Origin of the sequence: Bacteroides muris (ex Afrizal et al. 2022), assembly GCF_004793475.1 — a bacterium.
Lineage (GTDB): Bacteria > Bacteroidota > Bacteroidia > Bacteroidales > Bacteroidaceae > Bacteroides > Bacteroides muris.
In genome coordinates this window covers 1-20,310 of record NZ_SRYZ01000065.1, presented here as the reverse complement: position 1 = coordinate 20,310, position 20,310 = coordinate 1, and the positions used below count along the sequence as shown (strand labels likewise).

Sequence of the window (20,310 nt, the reverse complement as noted above, 5' to 3'; positions counted from 1 at the left end):
CCGTCCCCCATCTGCCGCCTTCCCGGAGTTCACCGATGACCAAGGAGAACATCTCTTGTAAGGTAATTTCATTTCTGCTCATTTCCAATTTATTTATAAAAGGTTTACTTTACAAGTATATACAATAAAATGAAGAAAAACAGAAGCTTATAATGTATTTCTTCATTTTAGCCAGTCTTTCAGAATGAACTCAAATATATTTCTTATATTTGCGAAAAAAGTCGCATTGAAAAAAGTCGCAATATGAATAATCCATTTAAATTCGGTACGATTGTAGACGGTGAATACTTTACGGATAGAGTAGCGGAACAAGAAAAAGTAAGAGAGATACTTGCAAGTGAGAATCACCTGATACTTATTAGCCCACGACGTTTCGGCAAGACCAGCCTCGTTCAAAAAGTAACGAAAGGGTTGTCACGTCCCGTTTTTCAGTTGAACCTGCAGTTGGTAACAGACACAGCCGACTTTGCTGCTCGATTATTGCGGATTGTGCTTCAACAATATCCTATGGAACGTCTGAAACATCTCATCACTCACTTTCGTTTTATTCCTACCATTTCAACCAATCCCATGACGGATGGCATAGAAGTTTCATTTCAGCCGTCAATGGATGGTTTCATTCTGCTGGAGGATGTATTCACACTGATTGATAAACTGGGCATGAAGAATCCACATAAGAAACCGATTGTAGTACTGGACGAATTCCAAGAAATACGTACATTGGACAAGAGTCTGGATAAAAAATTGAGGTCTATTTTACAGACTTACAATCATGCCAACTACATTTTCTTAGGTAGCCAGGAATCGATGATGCAGGAAATCTTTGAGAAAAAGAAATCCCCTTTCTATCATTTTGGATATTTGATGAAGTTGGGTAAGATTCCTCAAGATGACTTCTATGAGTTTCTCAAGAATGGCTTTCTTCTCTTGGGTGAAGATATGGATGCTGAAACGATAGGCCGCAGCATTCTGTCGTTCACCAATTGTCATCCCTATTACACCCAGCAACTGGCTTACCAGACATGGAATAACTGGAAACAAAACGGTTATAGTGATACTTTGGTAGAAACTGCCATTACAGAATTAACCCATGTACACGATATGGATTATGAACGTTTATGGAGCACTTTCAATAAAACAGATAAAAAAGTCTTGATAGGCTTAACTATGCAGATGGGGACTCCGTCCAGCCTTCCTTTTCTACAAGCTGTCGGTATTGATTCTCCAAGTACTGCTTTCAGTAGTTTGAAGCGACTTGGACAACAAGGATATGTGATACGTAATGAGGGGTATGAACTGGATGACCCTTTCTTCAGAAGGTGGATTGAAGTAAAGAGAGAAGGGTGATAGAAAGAGGAAATCCTTGTTGGGTTTCGTATCATTTCAGCATATTGAGTTTTATGCTTATCATGTCTTTATATGATATTTGCATCTCCTCCGGTAGAAAAGAGAGACTGATGAACTCCATCCATTCGGTCACATGCATCTATTTTCCAGCTCTTTTCCGCAATGTCAAGCAACCATCCTTCGGGTATCAGCCCGTTGAAAAAGGAAACAGCACTTTGTCGTGATAGGCTTTCTCTGTCAAGGGTAATGTGAGACTGACAGCTTCTGCAACATCCGACTGCAGGAACTCCGTATCGTACTGGAAGGTATAGCCATCCTCATCCTCTGTGAGGATACCGGCTTTTATTCCTCGGAGATTTATCAATGCCTGCTTCATCATTCGTCAGTTTTAGTTATAGGTACTGCGCCAACTTCGCTGCCGAACAAAGACAGTAGCTGGTTTACCTTGTCCAACCGCAGCGTCTGTTTGCCTTGTTCCAATTCACGGACAAAGCGCAAGCCTACCCCTGACTTTTCCGAAAGTTCCACTTGGGTCAGATTGTGCTGCTTACGCATTGCTTTTACATATTTGGATAATGTTGTTTGTTCCGCATATTCCATTTTTATACCCTTTTGGGTACAAAGATAGAATATATTTTCATTATTACACCCATAAGGGTATAAAAAGATTAAAGGAGAAAGAGATTATATCTTTTCGGGTATAAATTAACTGAAATATCAAAGTAATGATGAAACATGGAGAATACAGAAAGGGTGTGCTAAAAATAGCACACCCTTAACTCATCTTTACTATTTGTAAGCTTAGACCGATTCTGTTTATATTTTAGTTTGCAGAATTTGGTTTAACTGTTACATTGATATCAGCTTTCTTTGTATAGCCCCAGATGTCTTTTACTGTAACATTCTAATATCACAATAAAGAGGATTGTCCATATCTTCTGTAAGTAGGACCGGCTCTATAATTTCCTTTACTGTACGAACCATAAAGATAAAGGGCCTTTAATGGTAACTTCTCCGCTACCATTTCCTTATAGCGTTTGGCAAGGTTTATAGCTTGTTCTTTATCCATAATTGCAACTCTTTAGTTTGGCTCAAAAGTTCAGCACAGTATTTTCTTTGGTTAAGCTCTTTATTAATCTTTCCTTATAAGAGGGGTAACGGGCTTCTATATTAAGAGGTTCAAGCTTGTCTATAAAGTCTAACTGTTCCTCTGACAATTGCTTGTCCAATCCCGTTCTCTCCGCAAGTCTGGATAGTGAATGTATCTTTAGAGGAACTTCCATTAAGCAATTAGTCCAATATGCTTTGAGAATTTTCTCTATTATTTGATGGCACATGAAACCGACATAAAGATAACGGCCTGTAAGCAGCATTTTGCTGTTTTCAAATCATAATCTGACATCGCAATCCAATAGGTTACTTGACTATCCGTATTTCGAGTCTTTAGAATAAAGATAGTTATACAAATAAATTGAATGAATATAAGATTCAAGAAAGAAACCATTAAAGCTTATTCCTCTGCAACCAAAGTTGAAAGAACTGATCATATACCTGATAGATGCCTTTGTCATACGTAATAAAATCTTTTTCCAGTAGTCCTTTTACTGCCGAAGAGACGGAACTGGCAGATTGCAACCTGTATTTGCGTACAAAGTCACCGCTTGAGATAGCCTTGGCTTTTCCCTCTGCTGCGATTGCCATAAATGCAATTCGCTGCTTTTCGGGCATCTGATATAACAAGGCATCGTATGTATCAGCAGAAAAGTCCAGAAGGTCGTTAATGGCAGTATCTATCATTGAGGGAATACATATTTCTCCAGCTCCGGTCATGGAAAATAGAATGTTCATGACCTTTTGCATATACGAAGTTATGCCATTGAAGCGATTATATAATTCTGCTACCACTAATGTATCTAAACGTTTGCCTGCCAGTTCAAAGTTCTTATGACAGAACTCTGCGTATTTGTCAACAGAAATGGGAGGCAGGTTTATTAATGTAACTGATTGATAGAATGGACGTGCCGGAGAAGTAAACATTGCTCCCATCAGATGCCTATGAGACCCGGAGAAGACAAAGTGCGCGTTGGAACAGCGTTGTATGTGTGTCCGTAATGCCGCTTCTATGTTGGGGTCGTCTGTATATTTGGTTATTTGCTGGAACTCATCGATAGCGATTAGACAAGGTTTTCCGGCATTGTTCAGATAGGAGAATATTTCATCCAATGTTGCAGAGGGATTGGTTATGGCGCCCAGTCCGATTCCCCACGTAGGCTGTCCATTCATATCGAATGTTATTTCAGAACGGAGGGAGGCCAGTACATTCAAGAAGGTACTCCATACGGATTTTCCTTTGGAACGCAGTTCATCCAGCACAGCCTTGCCGAAAACATTCACAAAATCGCGTACAGAACTTGTGGCATAGATGTCGATGATGAAAGTGTGATAATGCTCCTTGATTTCCGACTGTCCAAAACAATGCCGCAGCAAGTCTGTTTTGCCTAATCTGCGTGGGGAAATCAATGCAATGTTATTCTCATTCATCAAAAGTGAGACGATTTTAGCCGTTTCTTTCTCTCTGTCACAGAAATATTCCGGTGATACATAGCCGTTTGTAACAAATGGATTTTTCATATAATTACTTGTTTACAGGCAAATATAGAAAAAATATCATATTCGTCATTAATTGATTATCGTAAAATGATAATTACGCTAAAGGCAAACTCAGGGACATAATGATATACAACGAGGGATATGAATTGGATAACCTGTTTTTCAGAAAGTGGATTGTGATGAAAAGAAAAAGAATAATGAAAAAGAGGAAATTCCGTCCGGGAAAATCCTCTTCTATGCAAATATTTTACTCTTCAGCTTATTCCTGATATTTCACTTTTGTTCCCAAAGCATCGTGGCGCATTTCGCGCTCACTTCGGTAAAGCTTTTCATCTTTTAAATAATAATATTCCTGATAACCTCCAAATTCGATATTGGCATACTCTAAGTGGTCTTCGGCCTTGCAAGACTTCCATGTACCTTCATATTTCACTGAATCAGAGAAAGTGATGAGGGTGGTTGAGTCTGCACGGAGTTCAAACCTTACGCCATTTTCCGTTATGAATGTACCGGCGAAAGAATGAGTAGACTCTGTACTGTTAGTATTGGTACAAGAATATAAAAAACCGAAAGCTATTGTCAACATAGCCAAAATCGTTCGTCTCATTGTTCTTTTGTTTTTATAGAAAAGAGAGTGCTTCTTTTCCGGAAACACTCTCTTTTATTAGTTATCTGCAGTGATGATTATCTTTGAGCAGGAGTACCAGAGTTCTTCTTAACATCAACTTCGAATGTCAAAGTGAATGTCTTCCACTTGTAACCGAACTTCACAGGGATGAACAATTTGTAATCCCAGTTAACCGGAGTACCGCTGTAGTTGTTGTAAGTCAGAGTTTCATCTGCCTGGTTGTAAACAACCTTAGTATTAGAAGGCAGAGGACCGTTTGTTACACCATCAGTCGGAACCAAGTTGCCGTTAACCAGTTGCAAGTTAGACTTGATTTGGTCTGTCATCCATTCGCCCGGAACTACTTCGTAGAATTCCCACAATTCTTTCTGCAAGCCAGTGGTATTGGCTACAATATACTTCTTGCCTGATTCGTCAGCATTCCAAGAAACATAAGTGAAGGCACCCTTAACATCGATTGTGCTACCACCTACAGTTGCATCAGTAAAGTTTTCAGTTTCACCTGTAGTTACTGTCAACGGTTCAATGATAAATGCGTCATATTCCTTGATAGTTGCAGTGTGAGCAGCAGCCAACAGAGGAGCTGTAGCGCAAGCGTCATCATAACATACGTCGGCAACCAACTTGATGGGAACAGACTTACCTACGAGAGCCTTGGCAGCTTCTGTCGGAGTGTCGCCGCTACGCGGTGCGTGAGTCGGATTTGCTTCTTCCAGCTTGATGTTGTAAGTGATTTCGTTAGCATTCAGCTTGTTGGGAGCGTAGTTCACAATCTCAGCAGCTTTCTTGCCGTCGATGTACAGGATTGTTCCGTCACGACTTACAGTCGCAGTCTTTTCAACAACGCTTGTACCGTTGAAATATTCGTACTTGTAAGCAGAATTGGCAGCTTCCAATTTTTCTTTGTCGAATACGAAGCGGGCACCTTCTTCTGAATAAGCACCACCTTTCACACCCTTATGACCAGTAGTATAAGGATACAATCCGGAATAGAAGAATTTCTTATCAGCGCGCAATGCATCTTCATACCAGATTGCACCACCCAAACCGGTTGTCGGTTTAACTCCAACGTCGTTCAGGAAACCGTTCAGCAAGTCTGTATAGATATTACATGTCGGGTTGTTCTCTGTATTGGCAGCCCATGCCGGGTTAGATTCTTCAGTATTGTAAACAATCGGGTTTACATTGAATGTAGACCATTCATTGTCGTTCTTCCAGTAACGGCCATCGTAACCCCAGAGGTTGAATACCGGTTTGTAGATAGTACGTGTCAGAGTAATCTTCAATGTAGGATATGCACCTGTAGGATCAGAGTAGTAGCAAACCTTGCTGAAGTTCATCTTTTCCTGGTTGTTCCAGTTCGGATATTTCTTAACGATGTCTGCATGAGTCAGTGTCCAGATGATGTTGTAAGATTCTACACCAGCTTCAGAGTTGGCAATCACAGAAGCCGTACCTTCGCCGGCACCCTTTGTACCATCAAATTGAGTATAAACAGCGTGGAATTCCTGCTTGGTCATACCACCTTCTTTAGCCTTGTCGTAGATGTCCTCATTCATTTCCTGAGTACCGATGCGACCGGTGTAGTTGCTGCAGTAATAGATAGAATCAGCAAAAGCATGAGACAGTTCTCTCTCGCCAGCTTCTTTCACCCATTTCACTTTCAGATAACGCATGGCAACCAAAGCATTGTTTACTGTATCCACCAGTTCTACGCGAACGATAGGCTCACGACCTACAGCTGTTGCAGAAGTACCTTCGACGGTGTAAACCTTGGAAGACATGATACCGTTTTCGTGAGAATCCAGCTTGGCAAATTTCTGCTGGTCTGTCTTGTTAGTGTTACCGTCTGCACCACCCAATGTGTTATAAGGAGCAGTAGGGATATAGAAACGGAATGTCAGACCATAATCTTTGTAGTTTGCCAGATTTGCATGGTTGGCATGGTTGGTTTTAGCATCCTTAGCGTCTGTTACACAAACCTTCACCAATTTCTTCAAGTCAAGCGGCTCGTTATAAGGCTGCTTAACGTCTACATATTCGTTGGCTTTAGATTCGTATACGCATACAGAGTCATGATAGTGTACATAGAAGTCTTCTTTGCCGTCGTTCTGGATTTCATCGGCAAACTTACCGGTCATAGTCTTGTTAAAGTCAGTTTTGCTATTAACCAGATACGGAACCTTAACCTCTTCGTGCAGACGTACATATTCAGAGTTCACATACACCTTAGTGCCTTGTTCGTCAAAAGCTTTCTTTTCGGCAGCTGTATAGTTTTCAGCAGCGATAGGAGCTTTCAAAGATGCCATGTAGAACTTTTCCTTGTCGCCGGCAGTCGTTGCAGCGATAGACCCCTTGACTGTCTTTTTGAATTTTACAGTCAGTACGTCCTTGTTGATTTCGTACTTAACCGGTTGAATCGGGCTGTTAGTCTTAATGTCAGCACCGGTAGCCTTGGTCATGATATTTTCAGATGTGATGCAATCGAATGAGGGCAATTCAATATCTGAAGTACGAACACCTACGCTGGGGCTTACATGGAAATAAGCCTCGTTGTAATCAGTAGAGATAGAATTAGCTGTAGCAGCAGCGTTTACGTGGTCCAAAACCGGAGTTGTAGCGTGGTCTTGAGTTGTATGCTTAGTCATAGCCTGATACTTCTGCGGAGTATATTGCAGGGTAGTCAGCGTGATGGCAGCAATACCGTTGATGTGGCTGGTAGGAATTACGGCCAAACTGGTCAGACGATGACCAATCAGGGACATCACCTCAGCGCTTACCTTGTCAATTTCAGCAGCCAAGTCTTTCAGCTTCTCGTCTGTAACGAAATCGCCTTTCAGTTCTTCTTTCAGAGCTGCAATCTTTTGGTTTACGATGTCCAAAGAAGCCAACTTGTCGATTTGGTCTTGCAGTTCTTTCTTCAGAGCTTTCAAATCGTCATCAGAAACACCACCTTCTGCCGAACCGGCCTTGTCCAAAGCTTCCTGAGCCTTGTCCTTAGCTTCGTTGGCAGCTGTTTTAGCATCGTTGACAGCTGTCTCCAAAGTCGAAACTTTCGCAGCCAGCTCTTCAAGTGAAGCTTTCTTGTCCAGTTGTTCCTGCAAGTTCTTGATGTCGTCATCATAGTCCTTACAAGACGTGAACGTTCCTGTCGCACCTATCATCAAGGCACTGAACAGGGTCACACTTAGAAACTTTTTGTTCATAATTGAAAAACTTTAAATTTATAAATTTAAAAAAATAAAAAGTGAATAATTTCTCATTTCCGGCATTCCTTTTCCCACAATGCTTTTTGTTAAAAAATTCCGTTACTTCGCAGGTAACGGATGGATTTTCCGTGCAAACATAAGCGTTTTTCTATAAATGAGCAAATAATAATACTGTTTTTTTATAATTAATCGAAAAAACTGCATCTAAGCGCACTTTTTTGTTAATGGGATTGCTATTCGCCCCAATTATTAGTGCATTTGCGTATGTGTTTTGTATTATAGAGGAGTTGCGCTTATACATATTATTAATAAGAGAATGTATAATTAAAATTAAAGATGAAAGCGATTACCTTGCAAGAAATGCTGTCAACTATTATTGGAGAGCTTCGGGAAAATGGGAGATGGGGAACAGCCCATATTTACCAATCTACATTGAATGTGTTTTCCGTGTTTAACAACCATCAGAATTTACATCTGCGCAAATTGAATCCAGTGGTCTTGAAACGTTTTGAGATGCACCTGCGTCAACGTGATTGCAGTTGGAACACCGTTTCCACTTATATGAAAGCCATCCGTTCGGCCTACAACCGGGCTGTAGATTTACGGTATATCCGATATACCCCCAGATTGTTTGAACATGTATATACAGGAACTAAAGCTGACAAGAAAAGAGCATTGGAAGCTTCGGATATAGGAGCTTTAGTTCGCGGCACAGAAATGGAATTGTCCGAAGGGATTCCTTCCTCAAACCTCCAAATGACCAAAATGCTATTTGTTTTTATGTTTATGATGCGTGGGCTTCCATTTGTCGATTTGGCTTTTTTGCACAAGAAAGACCTGCAAGGCAATGTATTGTCCTATCGAAGAAGAAAGACCGGACGTATTTTACGGGTAGTTCTGCCTCCTGAAGCCTTGCAGCTGGTGCGCATGATATCTAATAAAGACGAGGATTCACCTTATTTATTTCCCATATTGCATAGCAAGGATGGTACTGAGGCGGCTTATAAGGAGTATCAATCAGCCTTGAGGCGCTTTAACTATCAGTTGTCGGCTTTGAAAATACATCTGAATATGGCTTCACACCTTAGTTCGTATTCCGCCCGCCACACATGGGCTACAATGGCGTATTATTGTGAGATTCACCCTGGCATTATTTCCGAAGCGATGGGACACTCATCGATAAATGTTACTGAAACCTATCTTAAACCTTTCAACGACAAGAAGATTGATGAGGCAAATGAGAAGGTAATTTCTTTTGTAAAAGGTAATGGAATCTCGGGATAGCTTTTTTTATTTCTATTGATAAAATAGCCTATGTGTGTCCATATTTATTCCTCCCGCAAGAGGCGTCTCTTGAAGGGAAGAGTTTCCTTACTTGTATCTCACCAGCCCCTATGCAAGTTAAGATATTATAGAATAACGCTTTAACGCTTTTTTATCCTATAAGCCTTTTGATATTCCCACATCTCGACTTTACCTCTCAGTCCTATTATTGGAATTCTAACGATAAGTCGTCCACCCATCTTTCATCATTTAAAATGTTATAAACAATTATAGAGGTATTGCAACTATCTTAAACCTCTTTTTGCATAATTGTTTAGTATGGTTTCCCGTTACCTGCGAAGTAACGGAATTTTTTAACAAAAAGCATTGTGGGAAAAGGAATGCCGGAAATGAGAAATTATTCACTTTTTATTTTTTTAAATTTATAAATTTAAAGTTTTTCAATTATGAACAAAAAGTTTCTAAGTGTGACCCTGTTCAGTGCCTTGATGATAGGTGCGACAGGAACGTTCACGTCTTGTAAGGACTATGATGACGACATCAAGAACTTGCAGGAACAACTGGACAAGAAAGCTTCACTTGAAGAGCTGGCTGCGAAAGTTTCGACTTTGGAGACAGCTGTCAACGATGCTAAAACAGCTGCCAACGAAGCTAAGGACAAGGCTCAGGAAGCTTTGGACAAGGCCGGTTCGGCAGAAGGTGGTGTTTCTGATGACGACTTGAAAGCTCTGAAGAAAGAACTGCAAGACCAAATTGACAAGTTGGCTTCTTTGGCAACTGTTGACGCTAAAATCAAAGAACTGAAGGAAAGTCTGGCAAGTGAGTTTATTTCTGAAGCTGATTTGAAGAAATTGGCTACGGAGGTCGAAACTTTGAGTGTTAAAGTTATGGCTTTGATTGGTCACCGATTGACTAGCCTTACGCTGATTCCGACTACGCACATCAACGGCATTCCTTCAATTGAACTGCTGACATTGACGTATACACCGCAGGTCTTTGCAGCTAAGAATTACGCTGATCACGCTGCAGATCCGTCTAAACACACAAATCGTCCGGTTCTGGACCACACTGCTGTGAAAGGCGCAAAAGCACTCAGCATTTCTACCGAAAAGAATGAGGTAAGCTACAAAATTAGCCCGAGCATCGGTGTAATGAAAGAAGATGTCAAGAAACCGTTGTTTGAATGTTTCATGTCTCAGAATGTAACGAAGAGTGCTCCTGAACTTGCTCAGAACAAGCCTATTGAAATTGTAGACTATGACGTAAAAGACGGTGTTATGACTGTTTTTTACAAGAAGAATGCAGAATACGTAGGCAAGAGCATCGGCACAACCGGTAGCGCTCATGAAGATGGAACTGAAAAATTCTGGATGGCTTCTCTGAAGGCTCCTATTGCTGACAAGAATCTGACAGATGCTGAGAAAGAAGCCGGCAAAGATGTATATGTAAATTCCGAATACAGCCGTATCGAAGAATCTACTGTATATCCTTATTTAGCTAACAAGAAGATTGACTTCACGAAGGACTTCACGACTGATTTTGCAGACGAAATGCAGGATGGTAAATACGTTCACTATCATGACTCTCTCTGCTTGTATAAATCAGGCAACGAACAATTGGTTGATGTTAAGCAACCATACGACAAACCGCTGGACTTGAGAGATTTGGTTACTGTATGCTACACTCGTGCTGAGAACAAGCATGCTTCTCACAAAGAATTGAAGGAATACGCTGACTATGGTCTGGAGTTCCGTTTTGCTTTGGCAAAAGCTAAGTATCTGCAAGGTGACCGCAAGACTGACGAACAGGCATTCGGCCGCATCTTGTCTGACGGCTACACGCTGAAGTCTGAAGTTTACGACGTAGAGTTGGGAGATACAGAATATTCCAAGACTTCCATCGGTCGCGAACCTATCGTTCGTGCTGAATTGTGGGACAAGAATAATGGCAACATGATTGCTGTACGTTACATTAAGATTCGTTGGACCGGTGAAAAAGACCAGACTATCGCTGCTATCACATTCCCGAACGACACTGTAACTTGCAAGGATATGTTCCAGCAGTTGTTCTCTAAGGAAATGAACGAGAAAATCTATCATATGGTTAAGTTCGACGGTGGTCAGAGTATGAGTAAGACTCAGTTCCACAGCATCTATAAAGAGATGGAGATTATTGAACTGAGAAAAGACGGCAAGAAGGTAGATTTGTCTAAATTGGCTATTTCTAAAGATGCTACAGACTGGATTGAAGGCTCTGACAAAGTTGGCAAAGACGGTGCTGAGATGATTGACAATAAGAGAGATCTCGTATTTGCTCTGTTGCAGGATGCTGAAGACAATACGTCTTACAACTTGGTTTGGGCTATGAATCCGAAGACTGTTGGTACATTGGCTTACAATGCATCTACTAAGACTTATGCTTCTACATTCGAAATCGACGTTAAATACATTGATAACGCAGGTTTGAATGGTGACATTAAGCAGACATTCAAGCAGACCATTATCGCTCCTACTCAGAACTTTGCATATCAAGGTACATACTGGAAGAATGGTGTGGGTGAAGGCATCTTCAATGTGAACCCGATTGTTTACGCTACTGCAAATGACGGTGGAACACAAAAAGATCCGCACGTATATCCGGGCACTGCCGACGGTTGTCAATTGGCCGACTATAGCCACATCGAAGCTGACTTGGTTAATGGTTTCGTTAACGCTACGACTAAAGAGAAACCGGCTAACTTGGCTCAATTCATCCAATATATCCGCGGATGTGCAGAAGTTAAGTTCATCTTCGACAAGGATAAACTGGCCAACTATGACTACTTGAAGGGCTTCTCTGTAAGCAAAGATGGAACACAGTTGTGGTCTTCTGCTCAGGCAGCTACTCCGGTTGATACTGAAAAGGGTGAGAACAAGAACATCGGTATGAATGATGCCGGTATCTACGATTATGTTCAAGTTGATAATCTTGCTGCTACAATCAACAACCTGATGGGCGCTGATGCTGCAGAAAACAAGAAGAACTTGCCTTGGAACTATGACGAAACTCTGATGAGTGGTAACAACGAATGTTCAAGTATCATCCGTCTGCATGAGAAAGACAACTTGAACGGTACTCCGGCCGCTCTTAAACTGATTGGCAAGGAAGTTCCCGTGAAGTTGGTTGTTGCATACAACGAATTCAACGTTATTCCGGTTCAAGAATTTGAAGTACACTTCATCAACCCGTTGACTATCGACGGCTCTATCAGCGATAACTTTATTGATGCTGAAGTTGACGGTAGCTTCTTGCGCGTAGCTAAGAACTTCACATTCACTGATTGGAACAACTATCCGGTGGCTGCTGAAAACGTTAAGGGAGATAGAGGTGCTTATGCACATGCATTGTATGACTACTATGCTGTACGTGAAGTTAAGTTCTTGACTGAAAAGACTACTACAAGCTTGACATGGAACGATACTACCAACACTTACGAACACAAGGATGGTGTTACTGATGGTAAGTTGCCGACCAACGCTTCGTTGAAGATGATGAACTGGGTTGAAACATCACCGAAGTCTACTGCTACAGAGACTAAGGCTGACCCGACTCACTTGGCATACTTCAACAATAACGGTACTCCTGTTAACGTTGACTACAACATGTTCCTGACTGTAAATGTCAACTACAAGTGGGGTGTATTGAGCAAGAATGACCTGAAAGTCATCGTTAAGAAGGCTGTCGGTACACCGACTAAATAATTGAGAAGAGATTCTTGATATAATTTAATAAAAAGGACGTCCTCTTGCAGGGCGTCCTTTTTTCAATCTTTCATTTATAAATATCAGATATGAAGAAAATACTATTCATTTTAATCGTGTCAATTCCACTCATCTGCTTTTTCTCATGTAAGAAGTCAGCAGCTACACATCCTTTTCCGGGTAAATTCATCACTGAAACCGGTATACGATTCGACCTTCGTGCAGACTCCACCACCCTGATTCAATATGATGATTCCAGTTCTTACGAGGGTACATGGAAGGTCTATAATCAAGGAGATACACTAAAGTATGCCACTATTGAGTTTGCCGGTTACTTTAATTATTATTATCTGCGCAATGGTAAACTCTATCGCAATGAACATAATATGAAACGTCAAGCTTTTGGCGAAGAAATTGAATATCAAGATTAAGACAAAAAATGGCTATTGCTATTCTTCTATTCTTTGAATGGGGAAAAGAATAGCCACTTCATATGACAGTCAGCCACATGTTTCCAATAATAATCGTAATCTGATTATCGTGATATTCTCCTTATATTTGCGTGTAAACCCAATAATCACGATGGTACATCGCATTAACAGCACTCTCCTATAATGCCTGATACGGATAATTGAACCGCCCTAGGTTCCGACTGGAGGTCACGGCAGGGGACACTGTATCATGTGATGTCGCTGGATTAAATGCTCTGCAGCAACCCCGCACAAGCATCCTCCAGAATGTCCAGCACATACTCAAAACCTTCGGAACCGCCGTAATAGGGGTCCGGTACATGGTCGGCATGGGTAAACTTTGTACAGTATTCCGTCATGCGGTGTATCTTGCTCCATTCGGCGGTTGAAGGGGCGCGGTCTTTCAGGTCGTCGATGTTGCGGTCGTCCATGCCGATAATCAGGTCGAAGTTGTAAAAATCCTCGGTACGTACGGGGCGCGAAAGATGCGTCAGATTGTATCCACGGCGGGCAGCATGGGCACGCATCCGGCTGTCCGGCAGTTCGCCCTGGTGATAGGACAGAATGCCTGCAGAATCGATAAAGAACTCATCCTCACGCCCGGCTTCTTCTACCAGACGCTTCATGACTCCCTCTGCCGAGGAGGAACGGCAAATATTGCCCAGGCAAACGAAAAGTATCTTCTTCTTCATATTTCTTTAGTTACAAGTTGTTTACATCGGATCTACATCATAATACACTATCAGCGACTTGAAGCGGTCTTCAGCCACCATCTCCTTTTGCACCTGGACGAGCAGTTCACGGGCACGTGCCATCGGGGCATTGGTTTCTATCTTCAAGACAATCTTTCGGATGAACAAGGTTTGTATGCGGGCTACGGGAGGTTTGTCCGGTCCCAGCACACGGCGGCCAAAGACGGTGCGGAGCTTGGCGGCCATAGTCTGTGCCATGAGGTCGAGCAGGGTCTCGTTCCGGTTTTTCAGGTAGACGTACACCAGGCGGTAGTAGGGCGGGTAGTGGAACATCTGGCGTTCGGCAAGCTGCCCGCCTACCATGGCTTCGTAATCGTTGGCAATGACTTGCGGGATGATGGGGTGGTCGATGCTTTTGGTTTGCAGTATCACCCTGCCTCGCTTGTTCTTCCTCCCGGCGCGTCCCGCCACCTGTGCCATCAGCTGGAAGGCACGTTCGTAGGCGCGGAAGTCGGGATAGTTCAGCATGGTGTCGGCATTGAGAATGCCCACAATGCTGACGTGGTCGAAGTCCAGCCCCTTGGACACCATTTGCGTGCCTATCAGGATGTCCGTCTTGCCTTGCTGGAAATCGGAGATGATGTGTTCGTAGGCGGTACGGGTGCGGGTGGTGTCCAAGTCCATACGGGCTACGCGGGCGTCGGGAAAGAGGGCTTTGATGTCATCTTCTATCTTCTCCGTGCCGAAGCCGCGGTTGCGCAGGTCAGTGCCCTCGCAGGCAGGGCAGACGCGGGGCAGCTGATAGGTGTAGCCACAGTAGTGGCAGGTCAGCTGGTTCAGTCCCTTATGGTAGGTGAGGCTGACGTCGCAGTTCTTGCATTTCGGTACCCAGCCGCAGGTGTTGCACTCTATCATGGGTGCGAAGCCGCGGCGGTTCTGAAAAAGAATGACCTGTTCTTTTTGTTCCAACGCTTCGCGGACATACCGCAGGAGCAACGGAGAGAACGGGCCGTTCATCATCTTCTTGCGGTGCAGTTCCTTGATGTCTACGGGGATAATCTCCGGCAGCTGTATCTCTTTATAGCGTTCTTTCAGCTCTACCAGCCCGTACTTGCCGGATGTGGCATTATTCCAAGTCTCTACAGAAGGAGTGGCCGTGCCCAGCAGGGTTTTGGCACCATACATGGAGGCGAGCACGATGGCGGCATTGCGGGCATGATAGCGGGGGGCAGGGTCTTGCTGTTTATAGGTGTTCTCATGCTCCTCGTCCACAATCACGAGGCCGAGGTTGCGGAAAGGAAGAAAGACGGAGGAGCGGACGCCGAGAATGATGTCATAGTCTGCTTCCGACAGCTGCTTCTGCCAGATTTCCACCCGTTCGGCATCGGGGAACTTGGAGTGGTAGATGCCCAGACGGGAACCGAAAACACGTTGCAGGCGCTCTGTGATTTGTGTAGTGAGAGCTATTTCGGGCAGAAGATAGAGTACTTGTTTTCCTTGCCGGATGGTTTCTTCTATCAGATGAATATAGACTTCTGTCTTGCCGCTTGCCGTGACGCCATGCAGCAGGCAAACGTTCTTGCTTTGGAAACTCTCCAGAATGGAGTGATAGGCGCGTTGCTGGTGCTCGTTCAGCGGATTGACGGGGACGATATCCTTGAGGAGCGCTTTGTCTATGCGGCCTATTTCCTGCTGGTAGACTTCGAATACACCACGGTCCACAAGACCGTTGAATACGGCAGGGGTGGCAGAGGTGCGCCGCAGCAGTTCGGCTTTGGAGACTTCTTTTAGATCTCGCCCGCCGAGGTAGCCGGAGAGTTCCAGGTATTTCATCAGCAGGTCCAGTTGCTTGGGGGCACGTCGCTGCAATTCGTCGAAGAAGATGTGCAGGCGGTGTTCGTTGCGCGCAGCGGCGGTGAGGCGTACGCGGGTTTCAGTCTTGGGCTTATAGGTACGGCGCAGTTCTTCCTTTACGAAGATGGCCTCTTTGTCGAGCAGTGACTTGATGACGGAAAGTATGTTCTTGATGCCGGTCTCTTTCTCCAGTTTCGTCACGCATTGCTCCGGGTCGGCAGAGAGCATATCCAGTATCCTCTGCTCCTTCTCCGGCAGGCGGACGTCGGACTCGAAATCGGGGTTGTACTCTACGATTGTTTCGCTTTCCAGCTTCAGACCGGAGGGCAGGGCGGCCTTATAGACGTCTCCTTGCGTGCAGAGGTAGTAGTCGGAGAGCCATTCCCAGAACTTGAACTGCCGTGGAAGTAGTAGCGGACGGGCATCCAGCAAAGCGGACACTTCCTTTACTTCGTATTCGGTGGGGGCGTAATAATGCACGTTGCGTACGATGGCTGTATAATATTTCTTCCGTCCGAATGGTACTACCACCCGACAACCGGTCTGCACTTCATCTGCCCACTCGTCGGGCAGGGAGTAGGTGAAGCAGCTGTGCAGAGGCAAAGGCAATATGACGTCGGCAAACTTTTTCATCGTGGGGACAAAGATAGTGGAAAGTGGAGGGAGAATGAAATGAACGGAGGCATTTTTTATGCCGAGAACAGGGTGGCTGAATGAGGGGGCACTTCTATAAGTACGGATTTCTCTATGTTAGAGAGCAGGCCGGAGTTCTTCATCTCCTTCACCTTCTCTCTCAATCTCCCTGTTCATCGGCTTTTTCGGTGAAACCGGTTTTGCCATGTCCCTGCTTTCCGACCGGGGGATGAGGGCACAGGAATTGCCGGATTGCTGTCTGCTTTACAGCAATGGGATGTAAATTGCTGCAAAGGTGTTGCAGCGCTACTGCAAAGCTGTTGCAGCGCCACTGCAAAGCAGTTGCAGCGTCACTGCAAAGTAGTTGCAGCGTCACTGCATGTATGTTTGCAGTGCCACTGCAAAATGGTTTTAGTTTCTTTGCAGTAGTTATTCGCTGATATATAACCGGTTAGAACTCGCTCAAAGTCTATTCGTTATCCGCATGACTGTTGCGGAAACACCGGTGGGATACGGTAGTGCGGAGAAAAGAAGTTTCACCGGAAAAGCCGATGAATAGGGGGATTGAGGGGAAAGGTGAAGGGGGTGAAGTGCGGATGTTTCTTAAATTGACAATTCAATTTCGCTTCAGGATAAAGAGAAGCAGGGAAAGAACTACCTGCTTTTTGAGGTAAATTCTTTCCCTGCTCGAGGAATTATCACACTATGGTGATTTAGGTCGGAAAATCAGCTTCGTTTTACGGCTTAACAACGAAATACGGGAACTCAACCTCTGTTTCGTGTCCGAAGTAGTCTACCATTGTGAACTTCAATGTTGCAGTCACGTCTTTCATCGGCGGGTTCTGGCTCTGCAGTGAAGTAAACATGAATGATTGACTCTCGGCATCAAAACTTACGGTGAAGTATTCATCGTTCACCCCGTTGGAAGCCAAGTGGCAGTCTTTGATTTCTGTTGCACTGAAAGGAGTCGTATAGTCTGCAGTGCCTTTCTTGAACTTCAGAATGCTAGCAAGAGTAAACGTTGTTGGAGTCTTAGAACTATAGTTCAAGTTCTCGGTCTTAGCTACCTTATTCGGTGTCCAGTTCTTCCACTCAGCGGTAAAGATTTCATCACATACGAGTCTCAGTTTGAAGTTCTGGGCAGCCGGAGCTTTTACAGTGTAAGAGTTGTCTGCCGATTCGAAAGATACACTCTGGTAAGTATAAGATACGGCTACATCGTAAAGTGTTCCTTCTGGCAGTTTATTGCCTGCATGAGAAAACAGAGCAGCGGCTTTTTCTTTGTCATTGTTTACATCCAGATAGAATCCATATCTATTCGGATTGTAGCCCCAATTAGAGTTAAATACAATTTGCTTCTCTGCACAAGTGAATGTGTAGTTAAAGTCGATGATACTGTTTTCTGGATTAGAAATGCCATTGAATGCTGTACCCAGATTATGGATAGGATTACTACTCCAGTTGCCAGCTGTTATTTTAACAACCTTTGCACCGTCCTTGTCAAGCTGGTTAGCCTTAGCAGAGAATGCAGCGGGGAATTCAGGCATCTTCTTGGTTATTTCAATGGCAACTTTCTTAACTATCACACTCTTATCGTTTGTGAAGTTGAAATACATCTTATAAGTACCATTGTCCTTGTACTTATCCAATGAATTGAGCAATGTAATTTCCAGCTTGCCTGTTTGTCTATTGAATGATTTCTGGAATGCGTCAGTGTCAGTCGGATTATTCTCCGTGTCAACTATCAAGTTGCCTTCCTTGTAATCACCATATTTATTTTCAAACAGTTTCAGAAGTTCTTCGTCCAAATCAATCTCAATTGTACTATCATAGCTACTTGTAGGAGCATTCCATACCGGTACGTAATCAGCCGTCAGCGTAGTAGTCATAGCATCGATATCGCCTACTGCTACATAGAATGCCTTACCGTCCGGGTCAACCAAAGAACCGTCATTATTTACTGCATATACGCGGAAACCGATAATGTCACCATCAGCCTTCTCTGCATTGATAGACATTTCAATCTTACGGTTTGTCGTAATTGTATTCAGTCCTTCGATATCTGCCTCATAAGAGTTCCATGCAGTGATTTCAGACGGAGCACTTTCTACGGCACGCAGTTCATCGAGCACTACATAGAAACCATAGATACCGCTGATCTCTTCTGTGCCATAGTCCAATTCTACAGTGAATTTTTCACCCACTTTTGTAGAGAAGAAAGAGTTGCTAGAACCTTTACTGTCACGGTTATCGCCACCTTTCCAAAGGTCTTGGTCCCTCCAGTTGTCATATCTATAACTAGCATCAATAGATACATAAGAACCGTCTATCTCTACACGGTTTCCGTTTCTATCAAGATTCCATTTATAGTCATAGAACAGCTTTTTGCTTGCATCAGCAGTTAAAGTTCCATCTTCAGCATATTGGAAACGGTTACGCAGATCATTCACTTCCTTGTCGTTGACCTTGAATTTCAGTTCATACTGCGGTGTATATACAGAACCCAGTGTCAATTCATAACCGGTTGTCACACTACGTTCCACGTCGCCCGGTTTGTCTGTTACTGCTACTGCGTAGAGAATATCCTTCAGTTTCTTCACCGGTTCGTCTTCAGCGTTGCCGCTCTTATAGTCGAACTTTGCAGCTTTCAGCAAATTCTCTTCTGTATAGTTATCCTTGTTCAACTTGAATACGACTTTCCACAGACCATTAGAAGACACGCCTCTGGTTACTGTGCCTTTGAACTGCTCCACTTTCTCAACAGTCACCAGTTCATCCAGATTGCCCAGTGCAGAATTGACAAATGAAATCTGTCCTTCGGTCAAGGTGGCATTAGCCGGTGACACGCGAATCAATACAGAATCGCTGATGAATGCTCTTTCACCTTTCTTGAACTCCTTTTGATTAATGATTTCATAAGAATTTGCCTCTACTTCGTCGGAGCTGCCTTTACCAAACACACGGTCTTCTACAGCTTCAGCAGTACGCAAATCCATTATAAGAGGCTCACCTTCAATAATCTGGTCAGTTTTGCCGCCGAATGAATAAGACACCAATTCTACATGAGTAACGGCTTTACTGAATGCAGCAGAAATCAAGTCTAATTTAGCGCCTACAACTTCTGTTACCTGTGCTGCAATCTTTGCAGCCATTTCTTCTGTCAACTCACCGGCTTGCAATTTTTCCAAGTCAGCCTTTAAGGCGGCAATGGCAGCATCGTTGGTTCCTTTATAAGCATCCAAAGCGGCAATCTGTGCTTCGATGGCAGCTTTGTTCTTACCAATCTGTTCTGCATTGGCAGCGACATCAGCTTTCAAGGCAGTGATGCTGCTCTGCAAAGCTACGTCTGCTGCAGTCAATTTTTCCAATGTCGCTTCAGTAGTAGTCTTGAACTGCTCCAAAGCCTGGATTCTACCTGAAACTTCAGCCAGCTTTTCTTCTATTGCTGCTATACCGGCTTTGTCAGCCTCTTGCAACTCGGCTTTGACTTTTTCCAATTCAGCCTTTGCGGCAGCAATAGCAACTTCTTGTGCTGCAAGGGCAGCCTTTGAAGCCTCGTTTTTTGCAGCAGCGATTTCACTCTGCAAACCACTTTGTGCAGACTGCAAATTGCTGATTGAGCTCTCTACAGCGGTAATCTTGGCACTCAGACCATTTTGACCGTCGATTTGTTCCTGCAAGTTCTTGATGTCGTCATCGTAGTCCTTACAAGACGTAAACGTTCCTGTCGCACCTATCATCAAGGCACTGAACAGGGTCACACTTAGAAACTTTTTGTTCATAATTGAAAAACTTTAAATTTATAAATTTAAAAAAAATAAAAAGTGAATAATTTCCCATTTC

Annotated in this window: 14 protein-coding genes and 1 pseudogene; 4 read left to right on the top strand and 11 right to left on the bottom strand. The window is 43.5% G+C overall.

The annotated features are described in order from the left end of the window. Positions 1 to 243: 243 nt before the first annotated feature. Positions 244 to 1,347, top strand: a complete 1,104-nt coding sequence (locus E5355_RS17515; RefSeq protein WP_136011339.1) for an AAA family ATPase — start codon at positions 244 to 246, stop codon at positions 1,345 to 1,347. A 122-nt stretch (positions 1,348 to 1,469) separates the two neighbouring features. Here E5355_RS17515 and E5355_RS17510 read toward each other — a convergent pair. From E5355_RS17510 to E5355_RS17485, 7 genes and pseudogenes are all read right to left on the bottom strand, one after another. After that, positions 1,470 to 1,723 (bottom strand): annotated as a pseudogene (locus E5355_RS17510) (HipA N-terminal domain-containing protein); the annotation flags it as partial. Continuing rightward, entirely contained in the window at positions 1,723 to 1,947 is a 225-nt protein-coding gene (locus tag E5355_RS17505; protein ID WP_136011338.1) for a helix-turn-helix transcriptional regulator, read from the bottom strand. The pseudogene E5355_RS17510 and the gene E5355_RS17505, both read right to left, overlap by 1 nt. 310 nt (positions 1,948 to 2,257) lie before the next feature. Next, positions 2,258 to 2,416, bottom strand: coding sequence for a hypothetical protein (locus tag E5355_RS19575; protein WP_168354375.1), 159 nt, complete (start codon positions 2,414 to 2,416; stop codon positions 2,258 to 2,260). A 22-nt stretch (positions 2,417 to 2,438) separates the two neighbouring features. Continuing rightward, positions 2,439 to 2,684 (bottom strand): HEPN domain-containing protein, encoded by a 246-nt coding sequence (locus E5355_RS17500; RefSeq protein WP_246866989.1) that lies wholly within the window; start codon positions 2,682 to 2,684, stop codon positions 2,439 to 2,441. A gap of 166 nt (positions 2,685 to 2,850) precedes the next feature. Next, positions 2,851 to 3,978 (bottom strand): AAA family ATPase, encoded by a 1,128-nt coding sequence (locus tag E5355_RS17495; protein ID WP_136011337.1) that lies wholly within the window; start codon positions 3,976 to 3,978, stop codon positions 2,851 to 2,853. A gap of 238 nt (positions 3,979 to 4,216) precedes the next feature. Further along, a complete protein-coding gene (locus E5355_RS17490; protein ID WP_022401132.1) occupies positions 4,217 to 4,564 on the bottom strand; it encodes a hypothetical protein in 348 nt (115 codons plus the stop codon). Positions 4,565 to 4,641: 77 nt separating this feature from the next. Beyond that, the gene (locus tag E5355_RS17485; protein WP_210434543.1) at positions 4,642 to 7,791 is read right to left on the bottom strand and encodes a PspA/IM30 family protein; all 3,150 of its coding nucleotides are present in this window, start codon (positions 7,789 to 7,791) and stop codon (positions 4,642 to 4,644) included. Between the two features lie 339 nt (positions 7,792 to 8,130). Here E5355_RS17485 and E5355_RS17480 point away from each other — a divergent pair, with 339 nt between their 5' ends. From E5355_RS17480 to E5355_RS17470, 3 genes are all read left to right on the top strand, one after another. After that, the gene (locus E5355_RS17480; protein ID WP_136011336.1) at positions 8,131 to 9,078 is read left to right on the top strand and encodes a tyrosine-type recombinase/integrase; all 948 of its coding nucleotides are present in this window, start codon (positions 8,131 to 8,133) and stop codon (positions 9,076 to 9,078) included. A gap of 446 nt (positions 9,079 to 9,524) precedes the next feature. Then, positions 9,525 to 12,818, top strand: coding sequence for a hypothetical protein (locus E5355_RS17475; RefSeq protein WP_136011335.1), 3,294 nt, complete (start codon positions 9,525 to 9,527; stop codon positions 12,816 to 12,818). 89 nt (positions 12,819 to 12,907) lie between these two features. After that, a complete protein-coding gene (locus E5355_RS17470; RefSeq protein ID WP_136011334.1) occupies positions 12,908 to 13,249 on the top strand; it encodes a hypothetical protein in 342 nt (113 codons plus the stop codon). Between the two features lie 266 nt (positions 13,250 to 13,515). Here the strand turns inward: E5355_RS17470 and E5355_RS17465 are convergent, their stop codons facing one another. The 4 genes from E5355_RS17465 to E5355_RS17455 form a co-directional block, all read right to left on the bottom strand. Continuing rightward, positions 13,516 to 13,980: a low molecular weight protein-tyrosine-phosphatase gene (locus E5355_RS17465; protein WP_136011333.1), complete on the bottom strand. Its 465-nt coding sequence runs from the start codon at positions 13,978 to 13,980 to the stop codon at positions 13,516 to 13,518. A gap of 21 nt (positions 13,981 to 14,001) precedes the next feature. Next, positions 14,002 to 16,467, bottom strand: a complete 2,466-nt coding sequence (priA, locus tag E5355_RS17460) for a replication restart helicase PriA (protein WP_136011332.1) — start codon at positions 16,465 to 16,467, stop codon at positions 14,002 to 14,004. A gap of 160 nt (positions 16,468 to 16,627) precedes the next feature. Next, on the bottom strand, positions 16,628 to 16,843 hold the full coding sequence (locus E5355_RS19570) for a hypothetical protein (RefSeq protein ID WP_168354376.1): 216 nt from the start codon (positions 16,841 to 16,843) through the stop codon (positions 16,628 to 16,630). Positions 16,844 to 17,204: 361 nt separating this feature from the next. After that, positions 17,205 to 20,249: a cell surface protein gene (locus tag E5355_RS17455; protein ID WP_136011331.1), complete on the bottom strand. Its 3,045-nt coding sequence runs from the start codon at positions 20,247 to 20,249 to the stop codon at positions 17,205 to 17,207. Positions 20,250 to 20,310: the final 61 nt, after the last annotated feature.

Coding starts and splice junctions, on each gene's coding strand:
- E5355_RS17515 (WP_136011339.1), top strand. CDS start 244: ATGAATAATCCATTTAAATTCGGTACGATTGTAGACGGTGAATACTTT.
- E5355_RS17505 (WP_136011338.1), bottom strand. CDS start 1,947: ATGGAATATGCGGAACAAACAACATTATCCAAATATGTAAAAGCAATG.
- E5355_RS19575 (WP_168354375.1), bottom strand. CDS start 2,416: ATGGATAAAGAACAAGCTATAAACCTTGCCAAACGCTATAAGGAAATG.
- E5355_RS17500 (WP_246866989.1), bottom strand. CDS start 2,684: ATGTGCCATCAAATAATAGAGAAAATTCTCAAAGCATATTGGACTAAT.
- E5355_RS17495 (WP_136011337.1), bottom strand. CDS start 3,978: ATGAAAAATCCATTTGTTACAAACGGCTATGTATCACCGGAATATTTC.
- E5355_RS17490 (WP_022401132.1), bottom strand. CDS start 4,564: ATGAGACGAACGATTTTGGCTATGTTGACAATAGCTTTCGGTTTTTTA.
- E5355_RS17485 (WP_210434543.1), bottom strand. CDS start 7,791: ATGAACAAAAAGTTTCTAAGTGTGACCCTGTTCAGTGCCTTGATGATA.
- E5355_RS17480 (WP_136011336.1), top strand. CDS start 8,131: ATGAAAGCGATTACCTTGCAAGAAATGCTGTCAACTATTATTGGAGAG.
- E5355_RS17475 (WP_136011335.1), top strand. CDS start 9,525: ATGAACAAAAAGTTTCTAAGTGTGACCCTGTTCAGTGCCTTGATGATA.
- E5355_RS17470 (WP_136011334.1), top strand. CDS start 12,908: ATGAAGAAAATACTATTCATTTTAATCGTGTCAATTCCACTCATCTGC.
- E5355_RS17465 (WP_136011333.1), bottom strand. CDS start 13,980: ATGAAGAAGAAGATACTTTTCGTTTGCCTGGGCAATATTTGCCGTTCC.
- priA (WP_136011332.1), bottom strand. CDS start 16,467: ATGAAAAAGTTTGCCGACGTCATATTGCCTTTGCCTCTGCACAGCTGC.
- E5355_RS17455 (WP_136011331.1), bottom strand. CDS start 20,249: ATGAACAAAAAGTTTCTAAGTGTGACCCTGTTCAGTGCCTTGATGATA.